The sequence below is a fragment of the Aquimarina litoralis genome, assembly GCF_039523995.1.
GTDB classification, from domain to species: Bacteria; Bacteroidota; Bacteroidia; order Flavobacteriales; family Flavobacteriaceae; genus Aquimarina; species Aquimarina litoralis.
In genome coordinates, this window is record NZ_BAAAGE010000002.1 from 1 (window position 1) to 17,348 (window position 17,348).

Here is a 17,348-nt window from a genome sequence, read left to right on the forward strand (position 1 = left end):
TTACCATTCCGAACAGAGAAGTTAAGCCCGTTAGCGCCAATGGTACTACAATCGTGGGAGAGTAGGTCGCCGCCTTCCTTGAAAACCCTTCATTATAACAATGAAGGGTTTTTTTATGAAGTAAACTCAAAATGTAGACTATGAAACTATAGTCAACAAAGCACTAAAAAGCACTCAGACAACAACCACGAATACACGCTACAGGGAAACCAGAAAGGATGGGTCTACATTGAGATGCAACACTACAACTCTGACCTGTAGCACCACTTCCATTAGATGGACAACTAGACTGATAACCACCATTTATAGTGGATTGCTCTTGCTTGTTTAATTGATTAATACCCTGAATGGATAACAGTTTTTTGTACATAATATTTAATTTATAGGTTAAAAATTCCCCTAAATTAATATTTTAGTTATTATGCGTGTCATCATAGACTGATAAATAAATATTAAGATTTAATATATACTTTTGATTTTGTAAAGCTTCTTGTTAATTTTAGATTATTATTAAATTAGAATCTATAGAATCAATTTTTTATTTGTGATGTCCTTTGGTTTGAATAAGTGGTTAGCAAAAGAACAAATTGTCACTCCAATCACATTAGGAGTTTCTGTTTTTTTTATATTATTATTATTTCAACCGTTTGGTTATAATAATTATTCATATAGTCGATTGTTGGGGGATTCATTCATATCATCAATAGTTGTATTATTAATAACTTTTACTTCGAGAAAAGTTACTTATAGTGTTTTTAGAAAAAGGTTTGTAAGCCAAATTTTATATATCCAAGTTTTATTGGATATAACTCTGTTTTTAGGAGTTACCTTTTTAATTAACCTAATTTCAGGTGGTTTTAGAAATATACGTTTTATAGATTGGTTAGGGGTATCTTTTCAAGACGTCTTGATTTTTGAATTGTTTTTTATACCACTTTCGTTGTTCATTAAACATTATTTTAATCTAGTTAATGGAGATCTAAATTCAAGCTTTAATAGCAGTGAAGATTTTAATTTATCATTGGGTAAAGTATGCTTATTATCAGATACCGAAAATGACATATTAGAAGTGTTTCCTCAGGAAATATTATTAATAAAAAGTAGTGGTAATTATATTGAAGTTTTTTATCTCAAAGAAGGAAAAATTTTTCGTAATATACTTAGGTGTACTTTAGAAAAAGTTACCAAGCAGTTTTATCTATATCCTTTTTTGTTTAGGTGTCATCGTTCTTATTTGATAAACACAGATAGAATCGAAAAAGTAAAAGGAAACAAAAGAGGGTACACAATAACTGTAACTGGATTACAAGAAGCAATACCCGTTTCTAGATCTAGAATAGATCTGTTTCATGAAGTTTATTCTGATAAAAAGTAACTTATTCTTTGTGTTTTGATTGCGATTAATTTTCCGACCTTCCTATTCATCCCTAATATATCCTATTGATCACATAATTTATTTTTTTACTCCTTAATGCTATTGATTTGTACGCTATAAAGCGAAGTTTATCAAATGAGGTTATTACAAAAGATTATAGTTTTGATCATTATGATTATGATCAATGGATGTAAATCGACTAAGATTGAAAATTTATTAGAAGCACCTAATACTTGGCGAAAAGAAGTATTAGAATTTCCATTGATTTTTGCGCGATCACTTCCTTACAAAGGAGAAGAGCATATCCGTTTTGCAGAAGGTTGGGGAGATGTAGATGATGAAGATTATTTTAGTTATGTTTTTATATGGATTTTAGAAGATGATCCAGATTTGACAAACTCAAGAGTGACCTCTGATATGGACACATATTTTACTGGCTTAATGAAAACAGGATTGCTTACCAAACTTAAGTTTTTTAAAAAACTGCCAAAAACAAAAGTTACTATTTATAAGTCTCAAGGACTAAATTCAATGTTTGAAGGGAAAATTGAAGTATACGATGCTTTTTTTAAACGGGAAAAAATAATACTCAATGCGAAGATAAATTCTTCATACTGCAATGTTCTAAAAAAGTATATTGTTTATTTTAGATTATCACCAAAAGAGTTTCACGAACCTATATGGGAGAATTTACAGACTGTAAAAATAAAGTATGACTGTGGTGGAACATAAATTAAACTAATTTGTTAAGCATATCGTGGATCTTGGATATAGTCTTGTTTTACAATTTTGATAATTTCGATACTTAAAAAACCAAATTCTTCAACCACTTTGCCATACATACGATAAATACCTTTGTGTCTTAATTTATATTTTTCTTGTACAGGTGGAAATAGTACAGTGTCAAATACATCACCAAATTGATCTAAAAAAGTACCAAAAGCCATTCTTTTACCATTGGAAGTACTTGTATTTTTCATAGCAATGAGATAGCCATAAATATCAATTTTTTTATTTAGATATGCTTTTAAGTCATTTGCTCTATTTTGATTAACAGGTTTAGTGGTTAATATCTCATAATACCCGCAAATTGGAAATCCAAAAGATTCAATTTGCTCAAAAGCATCTTCTAATTTAGAAGATGCGAACTCAGGTAATCTATATTCTGTGCGCTTTTCTTTAAATAAAAGGGGTTGGTCATAGTTTGACGAAATACTATGTAATTTGAAATGAGCTTCCCATAATAATTCATGTTTATTCTTTTGGGTAAAAGCAAAAGCATCTATTTTAATCAAAATACTTATCTGTTCTATACTTATAGGAACACGATCAATAAAGTCATTAAGCGAAACATAGTCTCCATGTATTTGACGCTCTGATAGTATGAGCTCAGCTGTTTTATGATCTAAGTTTCGTAAAATGTTTAGTCCGAGATAAATATGATTGTTTTTAAGAATATGTTCATAGTGACTAACATTAATACAAGGTGTATGAATTATGGCTCCTAGTAATTTAGCTTCATGTAAATATACTTCTGGTCGATAGAATCCTCCGCCGTTATTTAAAGTAGCTACTAAATATTCTAGAGGAAAATAAGCTTTTAAAAATAAGCTCTGATAACTTTCTACAGCGTAAGAGGCCGAATGTCCTTTTGGGAAGGCATAACCAGCAAAACTCGCTACCTGATCCCATATTTCGAATATAAGCTGTTCTTCATACCCTTCATTCCTACAATTCTGAATGAATTTTTGTTGTACTTCTTTAAATTCTTTACGAGATCTAAATTTACCACTCATTCCTCTTCGTAGTACATCAGCCTCATCTAAGGTAAGTTTAGCAAAAAGATGAGCTACTTTAATTACATCTTCTTGATATACCATAATGCCATAAGTATCTTTCATAAGATCTAGCATAATAGGGTGAGAGTTGTTACGCCTATTTTTATCGTGCTCTCTTAAAATATATTCTCTCATCATTCCACTTTTGGCTACTCCAGGTCGTATGATAGAACTTGCCGCCACTAATCCCAAATAATTATCTGTTTTTAGCTTACTTAGTAGCATACGCATAGCGGGAGATTCTACATAAAAACAAGCCAAACATTTAGCATCTCTAATCAGAGCATTTATGTTAGGGTCTTTCTTGAATTTTTCAATATCATGAATGTCGAAATTAGCTTTCTCTGGTTGATTATATTGAATTATGTTTATAGCTTCTTTGATTTTTGCTAAACCGCGCTGACCTAGGATATCGAACTTATAAAGTCCTAAATCTTCTGCAATGATCATATCAAATTGTACTGTCGGAAAACCTTTTGGAGGCAAATCTGTGGCGGCATAATTGTGGAGTGGTTGTTCACTGATTAAGATACCACTGGCATGGATACTAATGTAGTTAGGAATTCCTTGTAATAGCTGGCTATAAGTAATCACTAATTTGTGGATATGATCTAAAGAGTTATAATCATAATCGCCTCCACTAAGTTTATCGATTTCAAATTTAGGTAACCCAAATACTTTTCCTAATTCTCTTACGGCTCCTTTATAATGAAATGTAACATACGCTCCTAATAATGCTACATTATTGAATTCTGAAAAGATAAAACGTGTGATATCCTGTCGATCTCTCCAAGAGAAGTCAATATCAAAATCAGGAGGACTAGTGCGATGTGAGTTGATAAAACGTTCGAAATATAAATCTAACTCTATAGGATCCACATCTGTGATCTTAAGTAAATATGCAACAATACTATTGGCTCCACTACCGCGACCAACATAGTAATAGCCTTGTTCTTGTGCATATGAAATGATTCTCCAATTGAGAAGAAAATAGGATACAAAATTCATTTTGGTAATGAGATCTAGTTCTTTTTTTAGTCGATCTTTTACTTTTTTACCAGGATTTTTATATCGATAAGGCAACCCTTCTGTACATAGTTTTTGTAATAATTCGTTGTCTTTTTGAATATCTCCTGTATATGTTTTTTGATTTAAGGAGGGTTTGTTTTTAGAAAAGTCAAAGTCGATAGTACATTGACTGCCGATCTTTTTGGTATTTCTAATGATGAAGTCAAATTCCTGAAACTCTTTTGTAATTTGATCTTTGTGAATCATTTGTTCAGAAAAACAAGCTTGCTGATCTTCGGGTAATCGACTTAATAAAATATTATTATCTATAGCTCTTAGTAAACGATGAGTATTAAAATCTTTTTTAGATCTAAAAGTTACAGGCTGAAGAATAACAAGCTTATTTTCTAATAGTAAAGTTTTTGAAAGTCTAAGTTTTGGAATATCTTTTATGGTAACACCAATAAATTCATTTGTATTTAATGTTTTTTTTAGGGTTTCTATAATTTGCTTAAATGGATATATGACAAAAGCATTTTGGAATAGGGGAGCAGTTTCTGGAAATGCTATTTTATTGTGTAAATGATACGATAGAAAGTCATTCAATTCCTTATATCCTTTATTATTTTGGGCAAGCCCTACATATAATTGTTGATGATTATTTCTAAAATCAATACCTACAATTGGTTTAATGTTGTATTCTTTGGCTTTTCTGATAAAATTAAGGCATGCTGATGTATTATTGATATCCGTCAAAGCCAAAGAATCAACACAATTTTCTTTAGCTAATTCTAGTAGTTCAATTTCAGAAAAAGTTCCAAATCTTAGACTATAATATGAATGACAATTTAGATACATGAGATATAAAATCTATTTTATTGTTTTCTATGTGCTAATACAATAGGAGGTTGACCATTAAAAGGGTTTTGCATTCTGCCAATAGTTTTAGATCCCATAGCAACAGCTCTAATAACACTTCGGTCTCCATATTGATTTCTTATATGATCCAAAGCTTTATAAAGATTTAGCTGCTTTTCATTGTCTTCGAAAAGGTTAATCTGATAGTTTCCTGTTACTAAATGACTAAATCGAATTCCTATGAGACGTACTAACAATCTTTTTTGATATAGTTTTTCGAATAGTCCAAGTATTTTTGGAATTAATACATGATCAGCACTAGTGTAAGGTATTTTAAGCTGTTTAGAGTAGGTGTTGAAATCGGAGTATCTAATTTTTACAGCAACACACGCACACAATTTATTTCCTCTGCGTAGCTGATAAGATAAGTTCTCTGTCATTGCAACTAGAATATTTCGCAGTTTATGCACATCTATAGTGTCTCTATCAAATGTTCTCTCTGTAGAAATAGATTTTCGTTCAGAGAAACCAATCACAGGAGTATCATCAATTCCGTTTGCCCTTTTCCAAATCGTTAGTCCATTGGCCCCTAACACTCTTTGCATAACATCTACAGGCATGTCCTGTATTGTTTTTACCTGTCTAACTCCTAGATTACGAAGTGTCTGAAATGTTTTATCACCCACCATCGGAATTTTTTTAATGGATAGTGGAGCTAGAAAAGGTTTTTCTTTACCAAAATCAATCTTTAATTGGTTATTGGGTTTCGCTTCATTAGTAGCTACTTTAGAAACTACTTTGTTTTGAGCAAAACCTAAAGAGATCGGTAATCCAGTTTCGGATATAATTTTTTGCCTTAATTCTGATGCATATTTATAGGCACCAAAGAATTTATCCATCCCAGAAAGATCAGCATAAAACTCATCGATACTGGATTTTTCTAATACAGGAACTTTTTCTTTGATGATTTCTGTAACGATATCAGAATATTTACTGTAGGTACCTGCATTACCTTTTATAACAGTAGCTTCAGGACATAATTCTTTTGCTATTTTCATAGACATTCCTGAATGCACACCAAATGTTCTGGTCTCATAACTACAAGCCGCTACAACACCGCGATCGCTAATTCCCCCTACTAGCAAAGGTTTTTGTTGTAAAGAACTGTCTATGAGTCGCTCTACAGATACATAGAATGTATCTAAGTCTAAATGTAGTATAGTTCTCAATCTTACTTTTTTTTGGAATAATTCCAAATTTATGGAATAATTCCAAATTATTCAAGATTGATACTTTGTTTTGTTCGGATTAAAGCAAAAAAAAACGACACTTAGTTAAAAGTGCCGTCTCTGAAAAATTTTATTTTGGGGCTACAAAATAAAATTCAATTGTATTAATTTTCTGTGTAACCAGCGAATTGTTGCATAGCACTCTTGGTTAGTTCTTTTGCTCTATTTACATAGAAACTTTTTGTATCGTCAAGGGTTTCGTTCATTAAATCATTTTCACTTCTTACATAATCTTTTTGAGTTTCAAATGTAGAGTTGTCATCAAAAGCAATACTTAATTCTTGTAAAGCACTTTCTAATTTTTGTAATGCCTGCTCAGCTTTCGCTTTTACTGCAGTTTGTTGCTTTAATTCTGCTGCACGTTGTGCTTCAAATTCTGCTTGCGCTTTTTGTTGTGCTGCGATTTGCTCTTGTAGTTTTTGTTGTTCGATTTCTAATTGACGTCTTTGCGCTTCTAATTCTTTTTGCTTTTGAGCCACTTCTTCAGAAGCAGCAGCAATAGCTTCTTCTTCCTCACTTACATCAGCTATATCTTCAGAATAAGAATCACTACCATTATTTGCTTGACAATTTGTTAATTGCTCTAATAATTTAGGACCAAGCTCTTTCGCTTGTTTAGCATAGTATCTACTACGCTCATAAGTGTCCTGATCCATAGAACTTACCATTTTAGTTTTAGCCTCATAAGCCGTTTCATTAGCATCATCACATCCACATTTGTCGGCAAGAGCTTCTACTTTTTCGAAAGCTTCTATAGCTTTATCAGCATATTCTTGAGTGTGGAATACATTATTGGCACCATGAGCTTTCTTAGAGTGAGAGTATGCATAGCTAGCGGCTGTTAAGGCATCTTCATAAAGATCTTGGGCATTAATCTGGTTAACAAAACAAAGTAAAAATAAAATTGATGCTATCCTTTTCATTTGTATGGGGCTTTTTAATGAACAGTACAAGTATACAATATTTTCTAAGTAACATCCAAAAATAAATGTCATTAATCGATGAAATGCGCACTTTGTCTTAATTTTTATGGAAAACCCATAAGTAAAGTGATAGATATCCTACTGTTTAACAGCGGCGGTTATCATTCGATTTATCAATAACGATATTGGATATTGAGTAGTATATACTTCTCTGCGTTATTTATAATTTTAACGTTTTTCAAAAGTTATTATGTAAGTTTATTGTGTATCTTACGTCAATATTCCCTATGAAAGAACTTATAATATCCTCAATAAACCACAATCTCAATAATGCAATTGCATTATTAGACGCAATAGATTTAAAAACTTACTGTAATGCCTCTGTAGGACCTTATTACTCAAGTATTGGTTCTCATATAAGACATACTCTTGATTTTTTTGATTGTATTATAGACGGACTAGATACAAATGATATTGATCTTACCGCACGTAAGAGGGATGAAATTTTATCTACCAACATTGATGCAGCAAAAGATCATATATATATGCTGCAGAAAACATTACTTTCTTATATAGATGCCAATACAGACTATTTGATTCATGTTACTGATAATATGGGACAAGGTAAAGTAACTGTTAATTATACTTTAGAAAGTATCTTGGCACATGCCAATAGCCATGCGATTCATCATTATGCTACTATAGGATATATTCTAAATCAGTTGAATGTAGAATTAGAAGTTTCTGGGTTTGGATACAATCCTACTACTCCGATCAAAAAAAGAGAGGGGATCTAGTATCTTACAAAATTTAATCTTCGATAATTTGGATTTGGCATAAGGTTACTATCCAGATATGATTTTACTTCTTATTAATGTTTTAGTCATAATCAATCTAAAATAAATTTTAAGCGTTTATCTTTGATATACTAATATCCAAGTATGTATTGATTCATACTTTAATCATCACCAACTATGATCAAAGTAAAAGATATATTTATATTCATTTTTTGTCTTACCAATATCAATATATATACTCAGAGCTTAAAAGATCGTTGTGATTTATGGAGAAAGCAAAAGGATACGATTACAAGTTCAGACATGCAATTGAAGCATAATCATAATATGATTTCAAAAGTGGACGAACTTTGTAAAATGAAAATTTACTTGAGTTCTGCTTTTATAATGTATGAATCGAAAAGAAAAACAGATTCTTCGCTATATTTTTGTAATAAAGCTATTGAATTAGGAAATGATATAGATGAAAAAGAATTTCTAGCCGAAGCTTATATTAATAGAGCTGATACATACTTATTAAACAATAAGTATGAAAGTGCAGAAGAAGATTTATCTAATGCTCGGAGAATTTTAAATAATTTTTTTGATGATAAACGTTGGATCTTTTATTATCAAAGCTATGCAGAATTGCATGATAATAAGTCGGATTTTCATAATTCTTTAAAATATATAGATTCGGCAATTACTATCTCTAAGAGAATTAATAATGATATTGAACTTGCCGTTTGTTATCATAATCAAGGGCTATCTTATTTTAGGCTGTCGAAATACGAAAAAGCAATTCAGAGTTTATTATTAGCCATAGATTTAAAGGAAAATCAACAAAATCCTGATGGAATTGCTAGAACGTACTATCTTTTAGGGAATTGTTATGTTAAATGGGGACAATACAAAACAGCTTTGAAGTACTTAAAAAAAAGTATTCCTCTAGCAAAAAAAGAGGGTAATGATTTCCTATTAATATTAAATTACTCCTATCTGGTAGAAAGTTTTATAGAAACAGAAGAAATCGATAACGCTTTAGAATTTTCTAATAAAGCTTTTGAACTAGCGACTAAAATAAAGAATAATGAAAGGATTTTTCAGGCTTTAATACAAAAGGGATGGATATATTTTAATAATCTACAACAATATGATTTAGCAGAACAATATTTTGAAAAAGCTTATAGTACTACTAATTTAATTAATCAAGAGAAGAATCAATATCTATTTCGTTGTTTTCATGCGTTGATAAACGTATATCTTATCCAAGAAAAATATGATGATGCTAAAAAATTTCTAAAGCTATATGAAGAAACAGCAAAAAAGTTAGTTGTACTTGATGAAATACAACAGATGCATAAAACTCTTAGTACTTATTATGAGAAAACGGGTCAGACTGGTTTAGCGTTAAAACATTTGAAAAAGTATTATAAGATTAAAGACTCTGTTTCTAATCAACAGGTTCAGACTAAAGTAGCAGATTTAGACAAAAAATATGATACTAAAAAGAAAGAATTAGAAATTGTTACTCTTAATAAAGAGAAAGATGCTCAAAAATTATTAGCTCAACAAGCTCAAGCCAGACAGAACTGGTATCTTCTTGCTACTGGAGTTTTATTGTTATTTCTAGGTATTGGAACTTGGGCTTTCAGAAAACTTCAGAAACAACAAAAAGAATTGAAAGCTACGAATCAAGTAAAAAATAGATTATTTTCTATTATATCACATGATCTAAGAGGAATGATTATTCCTTTTCAACGGTCTGGTAAAATACTTACCTATCATATCGAGAAAGGAAATATAGAAAAAACCAAAGAGTTATCTCAGGCATTAGAACAAAATTCTGAACGCCTTTCTATAACCTTAGACAATTTACTCAATTGGTCTTTGGAGCAAATGAATGGTTATAAAATGAATCCAGAAACTATCGATGTAGCTACCGATATAAAAGAGATTGTAGCCGTGTATGAAGCACAGTCTGCTTATAAAAAAACCAATATCGAGTTACAATATCAGGAAGATATAATGATCTCAATGGATAAAGGTGCTTTTCATGTGATTTTCAGAAATTTAATAGGTAATGCACTAAAATACACGGAAGAAGGAAGCATTCGGATAACGTTTTCTCATAAAGATAGGTTATTTTTATGTTCAATTATAGATACTGGCGTTGGCATGTCTAAGGATCAGTTAGAACATCTCTTTAGTTTGGAAGAGAAGAAATCTACTATTGGTACACAAGGAGAAAAGGGTACAGGACTAGGACTAAATTTGGTGTATCGTTTTATACAGATGCATAATGGAACCATCGACGTCTCTTCTGAGAAAAGAATTGGCACACGTTTTGACTTAAGGATTCCCATAACGATGATATTGAGCACAGAAAAAAACAGTTCTGAATCTTTATCAGCATAATAAATTACACAAGTCATGAATATTTATATTGTTGAAGATGATATTTTTCATTTAGAAGATATTAAAATAACCTTGGATGAGTTGGGGTATGTATGCGTAGGAAGTTCTGATAAACCATTTGTAATACTAGAAGAAGTAGAAAAGTTAAAACCGGATGCAGTAATTTTAGATATTCATCTTCAGGGTGAAGAATCTGGTATTTCTTTGGGAAATAAAATTAAAACTTTATATAAAATTCCAGTTTTTTTTACCACTTCTGATACTGATAAAAATACTATGAATCTTGCAGCAGATATTGGTCCTGTAGCATATTTAACTAAACCAATTAATAAAGATGATTTACAAGCTGCATTAATTTTAGCTCAGAAACAGGATGTGACAAGTTTAACTGAAGATGTAATTAATAAAGAAGAGGAAGTTATTTTTATAAAAAGTGGGAATAAGCTGGTAAGGGTGCGTTTAGATACAATATTATTTGCACATACAGATTCTAAAAATTATTGTTCTATAGTTACTGAGGGTAATAAAAAGTTATCGGTCCGATATTCTATTTTGAAGTTACATGAGCAGTTAAAAAATGAAGAATTTATACAACCCCACAGATCCTATATTATTAATTGGAATAAAATTGATTCTCTACATGAATATGATCAAACTATAGAAATACAAGGACATCATGTTCCTATTGGCAGAACTTTTAAGGAATATATTTACAGACGTTTAAAAGTAATTTGAAACGTTTGTAAATATATCTATACTAGTATAATTCTCGTCTAATTTATAAACAAATACAAGTATGACCACTTATTGGAATTGTTTTTGTCGAAACACAGTCTCCAAAAGTATCGCAAATAGTTAGTTTAGTAAGATAAACCTCGAAATTAGCATTTGCTGTGTTTTCTTGTTGTCCTCCTTTAAAGTTATTAAGGTTATCAAGTTTAGCAATCTTTATTTTATCAAGGGTTAGCTTTTTTTTATTTTGTTTGTTCATAGTATACTTATAATTATTTATAGGCAAACACATGTTTGACCACTAATGGGAACAGTTTTTGTTGATATACTTTCCCAACAAAAGAATGGATGTGTCTCACAATGTTCTGGTGCAGAACCTGTAGGGAATTCATCATTGCCAGCACCACCAGAAATTAGTTGAGGGTTATGTAATCTTGCAATTTTTATCTTGTCTAAACTTAATTTCTTATATTTTTTCATGGTGATAATTGTTAAAAACAAAAATTTTAAAATCTAGATACAGTTTCTAGTGTTACTCACCGGAACAGTTTTAGTAGAAAGTGATGTAAGCTCGCAATTTTTAGAAGTTGTTGTATTATTATCAATTATAGTTGATATGTTGGTAGCAGTATTTGGATTAAATCCACCTTTGATATTTTGTATGTGATTCAATTGTGCTATCTTAATCTTATCCAAACTTAATCGCTTTGATTTTCCCTTTTTCATTTTCGATTTTTGTGTTTCTCACAATCTACGATTTTATACAGAAAAGTACAGGGCATAATAGTTGAAATTTATAAATTTCACGAGATAAAAAAGGTGCTATGCGTTTGTAAATTAATCTTTTATGTGTTTTATAAAATAGGATGGATAGATACCTGTTTTTTTATGAAAAGCTGAAGAAAATGATTGCGCATTTTTAAAACCAACTTCCTCTGCTATTGCTTGAATGGTATAAGATCGTAAGGCTTTGTTTGTGCTCAGTTGATCTACAGCAAAGTCAATTCTTAAATTATTAAGATAATTTGCAAAGTTTATATGTTTATAAACATTAATGATCTTAGAAAGATAAGCACTGTTCGTATTAAGTTCTTTAGCTAACGAATTCAGAGTGTAATGTTTTTTTGCGAATTGGTTTTTAGCTTCAAAATCTTGTAGTTTCTTTAAAATAGTTTGAACTACATCTTCCGGAATATCTAAATCCTCTTTTTTAGTTAGATTAGTTTTTATCTCTTTTTCAAATGCAACAGATTGATGTATTTTAGACTTTTCTTGCTGTTCTAATAATAATTTTTGAAACCTACTTTTATTCAAATAACTCCTCCTAAATCCGTAAATAGCTAGCAATACCAAAATTAGTGAAAGAACTATCAAGAAAGTAATGGTATTATTTTTTAAAAAGGTATCTCTTTCATGTTGCTCAATTAACCTCTCCTTTTCCGAAATTAATTCTGCAGCATCATATTTTCTAGTGATATTTCTTGTTAAATAAACCTGATTGGCATATCTAATACTATCCAATTCTAATTGGGTATTTAGATATGTTAATTGAAGTTGATAGTCATCGTTAGCTTTTGCATCTTCTTTTAAATATTCATAAACACCAATAACTTCAGGAATTACATCCTTGGTACTTCTTAGTGTAGTATCGACTTTTTTAAAATATGATAGACTTATTTCTTTATCTCCAAGATCATTATAGCTTTTTCCAATATAAAAATCGCAGGTTGCAATTCTGGTTTCTAAAGGATCATATTTGCGTATTAATTCTTTCCCTTTTTGTAAACTATCTATTGCATTCTGGTAGTTTTTTAATAGATATTGATGAATTCCGGAAGTTACAATGATATAGGAATAGGTAGTAGAATCTTTAGTTTTAAGTGTTTGTTCAATTCCTTTATTAATAACCTCTTCAGCAAGATCTAAATCTTTAGTGTGGATATAAGAATCTGCTAATGCAAATAATGCAGGGTTATAATTAAATGTGGTTTGATAATTAGTGTTTTGTTCTAAAAATGTAATATACTCTGCAAATATAGTTTGAGATTCCTCGTAGTCACCTGCCTGATTTTTTAACAGGCCAACGTTAAATTTAGCAACAGCATGTAAGTCATCATTTCCATTTTTTTTAGCAGCTTCAGAGGCCTGTACATAAGATTCTAGAGTACCACTATAATCTCCCAATTCATATCTAATATTTCCTTTTTCTAAATACGCACCGGCGGGGAACCTAGAATATCTTTTATTCTTAGTAATAAAAATGATGCTATCTATATATGCTGATTTGTCATTTGGTTTCAGGAAAGCTAAAAAGTGATACGCATTTGCCATCTTTAAAGTATCCGAAGATTCTTTATACTGATGTAGTGCGTCCTCCGTGATCTTTATCCTTTTAGAAGTTTCAGTTTCTTTTCTTAAAAGCTCCCGTAATTCCTCAAAATGATCTTGCGCTTTCGCTGGATAATTGCATAGCAAGAGGGAAATTGTAGAAAAGAAAAATAAATATTTCATGTTGTTAAAAGAAAACTTTGTTATCGCTATACTAGACGGCTTAAAACTGTTACGAATGTAAAAATTAAATATGTATATAGAAGGATTATGAAAAGAATTTATCAGTAGTTGAAATTTATAAATTTCAACTACTGATTTATAAATGCCAACAATAAGTCTTTGTAAAATAGAGTCCCTAGGTGCTAGATTTGAAATAATGAACATCAAAAATTCTAATGTATGAAGACGTATCAAATAGAAGCAAATGATTCATATTTCAAAGAGATGAATATTGATATCGATGATCTTAAAAATACATCGTTAAGTAATTTGGATACTTCACTAATAATCCAAAAACAAGTAATTAAACATACTACAGAAGGTATTATTATTGGATTTTATATTAAATCAAAGCATACGGGTTTAGGGTTATCAAAAAAGGTAAATTCATTATATCAGAATTCGAAATCATTTCAGGAGTTTTCAGATGTGAAAAAAACTCAAATTGAAGAATGTAAAAAGTCACATATCTTTGTGAAGTGTGGTAATAAATTGGTGAAATTAGCGATATCCTCTATCATTTTTGCTCATACAGATTCTAAAAATTATTGTTCGATCGTAACTAGTGATGGTAAAAAATTATCTGTACGCCATTCTATAAGTAGTTTGCTCAAGGCTTTAAATAGAGATTTTTTTATTCAGACACATCGATCGTATATCGTAAATTGGCATAAAATAGAATCCTTTTACGAATTAGATCAGACAATAAAAATCCAAGAACATCATATTCCTATAGGAAGAACTTTTAAAGAAAGGTTATATAATAAAATGACAATCATTTAAGATGGTAAAGTGGATTGACTAGAATGCTGACATCAATCTTATCAATCCACATTTCTGCTAATTTCGGACAAATAAGTAGTTTCTCTTTTTAATCCTTTTTTCCGTCAAATGAAACACGAAGGATTTTTCCATCGATTTCTAAATCATCAAATGACATATCAATTTCCATTGCTGAAGAGTAAGCGCCTTCTATAATTACAGAAGTATATTCATCAAAATCATTTTTTCTTCCAAATTGAATATTATGAATTGAAGGGATGCCATTGCTGAAATCTAATCGATATGTTTTACATCCAGTTTTTACAATAGTACAGATTCCTTTATTTATTTCTATTTCATAGGTTTTTAGTTTTCCACGGTAAATCCCAATAACATTTGATGGAGGCGTACTAATTTCTGTAGAATTGCAATGTATTAAACCTTCATAGATATAATCATTGTTTAAAAAGCAACTTCTTTTATGATTATTAGAAGCCGATGATTTGCCTCCTATGAGGACCTATCGTGTCCGATTATTTAATACAGATGATGCTGCTGTAACAACTACTATTGACCCTTATGAATTGATAACGATTAAACTGAATTTATAAATATACAATTCGGAAAAGTAATCTATTGCAATATAAAAAGCCCTCATCAAAACAAAAATTGATGAGGGTTTTACATTTCTAATTAAAAAAAATAATTCCTTTAGTCACAATTTCTATGCGGACAAAAGAATGGCATTTCTGTGTGTATTCCACAATCACACCCGTCATATCCTCCGTTTACTAATTTCTGTGCTTCTTTTCCTAGCACTTTTATGCCTTCTAGTTTTAAAAAGTCATTTTTCATTTTATAAAATTTTAATAATACTATATTCTAATAATTATCGTAAAACGCATAATCTACCAAATGGTGAACTAGGAACAGAAACACATTGATAATTATAGCTTGCCGTAAGGTCAACACAATCACGATTATTGTGGCATGGTAATAATCCTCCGGTAATTGTTTTTTGTTGTTTTTTCGTTAAAGCCGTTCCTAAGTTTGATAAGTTGTTTATCATAATGTAAAAATTAAGTTAGTGTATTACACGATGTAATAAGTTCTTATAAGGTAAAATTTAGAAACATGATATTGGTTGAATAGTGGGTTTTTGTGTCGGGAATGTGGATCAACTACAGTTTGATGTGGAGTTTTAGAAAATACATAGTAGTAGATATTTTATATTGATTAGATAATTCTACCATTATTGTAGACCAGATTAGCATCTCAAAAAATAAAATGGTCCTACTTATTTATTGAACTAATTGTTAAACGGCTATCTATATGCTAAATAGACTATTGTCATTATTAGTTGATTTATTTTCTTTTATTATAGTAGACTTTGTTTTTACTTTGGTTGGAGGAGGAGTTGAGGATTGTTTTTGACTATTACCTAGTTGTTCACCCATTTGTAAGGAAGCTTCACTACTTTTCTCAGCATTGGGATTTTGATTAGAGATGGTGGCATGCTGGGATATCTCTTGATGATCTGAATATTCGTCTGGATCTTCACCACGAAGCATCATCTCATCTTCTTTTTTAAACTGAAGCATTTCATCTAATGTGAAATGGGAGATAGGTACTTCTATAAAATCAGGTATTTCATCAATATTTCCCTTTTCATAAAGTTCTTTAATAATAGCAACGCACTGTTCTTTACTACCATAAGATTGTTTATGAACTTTTTTTAATTCTATAGGATAATCTATTTTCCATTTATTGATTCCAAACCAATTCAAGGACATAGTGTAATCATTAATGTCTGATTTGTAGAGTTTTAATTCAGAATCTTGGTGGTCTGAAAGACCACTAAAAAGCTGAATGGATTGACTCTCATTCACTTGATAGTGTTCTGCATGAATTCCATGGATAGAGTCTTCTATAAATAGGTTCATAACTTTAGTGTTAAATCAAATTATATAATGCTTAAAGGTGCTTCCAGTGTTTTTTTCTGCAGTTTTAAATCTAGCTTTATAGTTTTTTGATTTATGGGATTATAAAGCATTAAAATAGGAAATCCATTACGTCTTTTTAATCGTAATAGTTGATTGTTGGTTCCCATAAACTCCATTTCAATATCTTCAAAATTGAAAGGAACTACTTGTAATCCTGTTTCATTAAAGATATTTTCCAACTGTTGTTTTTCTCTTTTAATTTCTCTGGAACCATAATAATAAGCGATTTCTAAAAGTGTATTTTGTTCTTGTGTAATTTTTGAAAAAGAGACAATATCTTTTTGATCAATATAATTAATTACTTTTTTATAAAAATGATAGGTATCAGTTAGCAACTTTTGTCTGTTTAATGACGAAAAATCTATAGAATCCATCCATCCAGTTAATGAATATGGTAATATGCTTGCCGTAGCTCCAGCTTTTAGGATATAAAATGGTAAACCTTCCAGATCTATTTTTGGTTTTATTTCATCATTTTCTGTAGTCTGACTGGGCGTTTCAGTTGTAAATAATGCAGTATTAGTTTCATTGGGAGCAACATAATCTAACATAACAATCTGAATTTGAGCATAAGCTGATCTTTTTAAAGTATCCTTGCCATGCACTGGCAATACTTTTGCTGTGATTGTAAAAACATCATTTTTTAATAATAAATGATTAATAGGAACAGTGATTGACAATCCGTTTCCTTTTTGAGATGATTTGCTTTTGTACTCAAAAACATGAGTGTCATTACATTTTACTTCTAATTGACAACCTACAAGGCTCACTTGAATTGCATATGTAGGTTTAATGAAATTAAGTTTCATCTAATTG

At 30.3% G+C, this 17,348-nt stretch carries 18 protein-coding genes and 1 rRNA gene; 7 read left to right on the forward strand and 12 right to left on the reverse strand.

What is annotated here, in order from left to right:
* Positions 1 to 78, forward strand: a 5S ribosomal RNA gene (gene rrf, locus ABD077_RS08890); the annotation flags it as partial.
* An 85-nt stretch (positions 79 to 163) separates the two neighbouring features.
* Here rrf and ABD077_RS08895 read toward each other — a convergent pair.
* On the reverse strand, positions 164 to 370 hold the full coding sequence (locus ABD077_RS08895) for a hypothetical protein (protein ID WP_343911978.1): 207 nt from the start codon (positions 368 to 370) through the stop codon (positions 164 to 166).
* A gap of 177 nt (positions 371 to 547) precedes the next feature.
* On the opposite strand from ABD077_RS08895, the gene ABD077_RS08900 reads away from it, so the two are divergent.
* A complete protein-coding gene (locus ABD077_RS08900; protein WP_343912979.1) occupies positions 548 to 1,375 on the forward strand; it encodes a LytR/AlgR family response regulator transcription factor in 828 nt (275 codons plus the stop codon).
* Between the two features lie 135 nt (positions 1,376 to 1,510).
* Positions 1,511 to 2,107, forward strand: a complete 597-nt coding sequence (locus ABD077_RS08905) for a hypothetical protein (protein WP_343911979.1) — start codon at positions 1,511 to 1,513, stop codon at positions 2,105 to 2,107.
* 14 nt (positions 2,108 to 2,121) lie between these two features.
* On the opposite strand, the gene ABD077_RS08910 is transcribed toward ABD077_RS08905, so the two are convergent.
* The 3 genes from ABD077_RS08910 to ABD077_RS08920 form a co-directional block, all read right to left on the reverse strand.
* Positions 2,122 to 5,079: a DNA polymerase III subunit alpha gene (locus tag ABD077_RS08910; protein ID WP_343911980.1), complete on the reverse strand. Its 2,958-nt coding sequence runs from the start codon at positions 5,077 to 5,079 to the stop codon at positions 2,122 to 2,124.
* Between the two features lie 17 nt (positions 5,080 to 5,096).
* Positions 5,097 to 6,308 (reverse strand): DNA polymerase IV, encoded by a 1,212-nt coding sequence (gene dinB, locus ABD077_RS08915; RefSeq protein WP_343911981.1) that lies wholly within the window; start codon positions 6,306 to 6,308, stop codon positions 5,097 to 5,099.
* Between the two features lie 164 nt (positions 6,309 to 6,472).
* Positions 6,473 to 7,291: a hypothetical protein gene (locus ABD077_RS08920; protein ID WP_343911982.1), complete on the reverse strand. Its 819-nt coding sequence runs from the start codon at positions 7,289 to 7,291 to the stop codon at positions 6,473 to 6,475.
* Between the two features lie 287 nt (positions 7,292 to 7,578).
* On the opposite strand from ABD077_RS08920, the gene ABD077_RS08925 reads away from it, so the two are divergent.
* From ABD077_RS08925 to ABD077_RS08935, 3 genes are all read left to right on the forward strand, one after another.
* On the forward strand, positions 7,579 to 8,088 hold the full coding sequence (locus ABD077_RS08925) for a DinB family protein (protein ID WP_343911983.1): 510 nt from the start codon (positions 7,579 to 7,581) through the stop codon (positions 8,086 to 8,088).
* 177 nt (positions 8,089 to 8,265) lie between these two features.
* Positions 8,266 to 10,485 carry a tetratricopeptide repeat protein gene (locus ABD077_RS08930; protein WP_343911984.1) on the forward strand — a complete coding sequence of 740 codons (2,220 nt, stop codon included), beginning with the start codon at positions 8,266 to 8,268 and terminating at the stop codon, positions 10,483 to 10,485.
* Positions 10,486 to 10,500: 15 nt separating this feature from the next.
* Positions 10,501 to 11,220: a LytR/AlgR family response regulator transcription factor gene (locus tag ABD077_RS08935; protein WP_343911985.1), complete on the forward strand. Its 720-nt coding sequence runs from the start codon at positions 10,501 to 10,503 to the stop codon at positions 11,218 to 11,220.
* A 43-nt stretch (positions 11,221 to 11,263) separates the two neighbouring features.
* Here ABD077_RS08935 and ABD077_RS08940 read toward each other — a convergent pair whose 3' ends face one another.
* From ABD077_RS08940 to ABD077_RS08955, 4 genes are all read right to left on the reverse strand, one after another.
* On the reverse strand, positions 11,264 to 11,476 hold the full coding sequence (locus ABD077_RS08940) for a hypothetical protein (protein WP_343911986.1): 213 nt from the start codon (positions 11,474 to 11,476) through the stop codon (positions 11,264 to 11,266).
* A 17-nt stretch (positions 11,477 to 11,493) separates the two neighbouring features.
* On the reverse strand, positions 11,494 to 11,697 hold the full coding sequence (locus ABD077_RS08945) for a hypothetical protein (RefSeq protein WP_343911987.1): 204 nt from the start codon (positions 11,695 to 11,697) through the stop codon (positions 11,494 to 11,496).
* Positions 11,698 to 11,730: 33 nt separating this feature from the next.
* Entirely contained in the window at positions 11,731 to 11,943 is a 213-nt protein-coding gene (locus ABD077_RS08950) for a hypothetical protein (protein ID WP_343911988.1), read from the reverse strand.
* A gap of 111 nt (positions 11,944 to 12,054) precedes the next feature.
* Positions 12,055 to 13,728 carry a helix-turn-helix domain-containing protein gene (locus ABD077_RS08955; RefSeq protein WP_343911989.1) on the reverse strand — a complete coding sequence of 558 codons (1,674 nt, stop codon included), beginning with the start codon at positions 13,726 to 13,728 and terminating at the stop codon, positions 12,055 to 12,057.
* 219 nt (positions 13,729 to 13,947) lie between these two features.
* Here ABD077_RS08955 and ABD077_RS08960 point away from each other — a divergent pair, with 219 nt between their 5' ends.
* Positions 13,948 to 14,550: a LytR/AlgR family response regulator transcription factor gene (locus ABD077_RS08960; protein WP_343911990.1), complete on the forward strand. Its 603-nt coding sequence runs from the start codon at positions 13,948 to 13,950 to the stop codon at positions 14,548 to 14,550.
* 690 nt (positions 14,551 to 15,240) lie between these two features.
* Here ABD077_RS08960 and ABD077_RS08965 read toward each other — a convergent pair.
* From ABD077_RS08965 to ABD077_RS08980, 4 genes are all read right to left on the reverse strand, one after another.
* Positions 15,241 to 15,384 (reverse strand): hypothetical protein, encoded by a 144-nt coding sequence (locus tag ABD077_RS08965; protein WP_343911991.1) that lies wholly within the window; start codon positions 15,382 to 15,384, stop codon positions 15,241 to 15,243.
* A gap of 34 nt (positions 15,385 to 15,418) precedes the next feature.
* Positions 15,419 to 15,598, reverse strand: coding sequence for a hypothetical protein (locus tag ABD077_RS08970; RefSeq protein ID WP_343911992.1), 180 nt, complete (start codon positions 15,596 to 15,598; stop codon positions 15,419 to 15,421).
* Between the two features lie 259 nt (positions 15,599 to 15,857).
* Positions 15,858 to 16,472 (reverse strand): hypothetical protein, encoded by a 615-nt coding sequence (locus ABD077_RS08975; protein WP_343911993.1) that lies wholly within the window; start codon positions 16,470 to 16,472, stop codon positions 15,858 to 15,860.
* Positions 16,473 to 16,492: 20 nt separating this feature from the next.
* On the reverse strand, positions 16,493 to 17,341 hold the full coding sequence (locus ABD077_RS08980) for a hypothetical protein (protein WP_343911994.1): 849 nt from the start codon (positions 17,339 to 17,341) through the stop codon (positions 16,493 to 16,495).
* Positions 17,342 to 17,348 lie beyond the last annotated feature (7 nt).